Annotated in this window: 1 protein-coding gene; it reads right to left on the bottom strand. The window is 60.6% G+C overall.

Annotation, left to right across the window (positions count from 1 at the left end):
* On the bottom strand, nt 1-1,424 hold a 1,424-nt coding region (gene sufB / locus HZR14_RS14130; protein WP_181693521.1), incomplete at its 3' end, for a Fe-S cluster assembly protein SufB.

Raw genomic sequence — 1,424 nt, 5'->3', positions numbered from 1 at the left:
CCGAGCGAGCCCTCCATTTCGAGTTCGATCAGCCGGTTGAGTTCGACCGCGTATTCGATCGGCAACTCCTCGGTGATCGGTTCGATGAACCCCGCCACGATCATCTGCTTTGCGTCGTCGTCGTCCAGCCCCCGCGACTGCAGATAAAAGACGTCCTCGTCACCGATCTTCCCCACTGTCGCCTCGTGGGCCACGTCCACGTTCGACTCCTCTATCTCCATGTACGGCATCGTATCCGACGTCGACTCGTTGTCGAACATCAGCGCGTCGCACTCTACCGCCGTCGAGGACCCCTCCGCCCCGTCCGCAATGTGGATCAGCCCACGGTAGTTCGTCCGCCCGCCGTCTTTCGAAATCGACTTCGACTCCACCGTCGAGTTCGTCCGCGGCGCGTTGTGATACACCTTCGCCCCCGTGTCGATGTTCTGGCCCTCGCCCGCGAACGCAATCGTGATGTGATTGTCCGTCGCCCCCGGCCCCTTCAGAATCGTCGACGGGTACAGCATCGTCGCCTTCGACCCCATCGATCCCGAGACCCACTCCATCGTCGCGTCCGCCTCGGCAATCGCCCGCTTCGTGTTCAGATTGTAGGTGTTTTTCGACCAGTTTTGGACCGTCGAGTACTGGACGTGAGCACCCTCCTTGACGAAGACCTCGACGCCGCCGGAGTGGAGGTTGAACGCGGAGTATTTGGGTGCCGAACAGCCCTCGATGTAGTGGACTTCGGCGTTTTCCTCGGCGATGATGAGCGTGTGTTCGAACTGGCCCATCCCCTCGGAGTTCATCCGGAAGTACGCCTGGACGGGCATGTCGACGGTGGTGTCCTCGGGGATGTAAACGAACGAGCCGCCCGACCAGATGGCCCCGTGTAGCGCGGCGAATTTGTTGTCCGACGGGGGGACACACTTGGTCATGAAGTACTCGCGGACGATGTCTTCGTGTTCTTGGACGGCTTTATCCATGTCACAGAAGATGACGCCTTTGTCCTCCCAGCGTTCCTGCATGTTCTGGTAGACGACTTCGGATTCGTACTGGGCGCCGACGCCGGAGAGGGCGTTCTTTTCGGCTTCGGGGATGCCGAGTTTGTCGAAAGTGTCTTGGATTTCCTCGGGGAGGTCCTCCCAGTTGTCGGCGCCGCCACGGGCGTCGATGTCGGGGCGGATGTAGGGGACGATTTCGTCGATGTCGACCTCGCTGAGGTCGGGTTGGCCGGGCCAGTCGGTGGGCATCGGCATCTGTTGGAACTGTTCGAGGGCGCGGAGGCGGCGGTCGAGCATCCACTCGGGTTCGTTTTTGTCCTCGGAGATGATGCGGATGGTCTCCTCGGTGAGGCCCTTTTCGGTCTGAAAGGCGGAGGACTCCTCCTTTTTGAACTCGAAGCGGGCTTCGGTGTCGGTCTCTTGTAGGTGTTCTTCGGAACTCAT

The sequence above is a fragment of the Natronomonas salinimetallica genome (assembly GCF_013839515.1).
Taxonomy (GTDB): domain Archaea; phylum Halobacteriota; class Halobacteria; order Halobacteriales; family Haloarculaceae; genus Natronomonas.
Note: the sequence above shows the minus strand (reverse complement) of the source record. Positions and strands in the feature narration are given on the sequence as shown.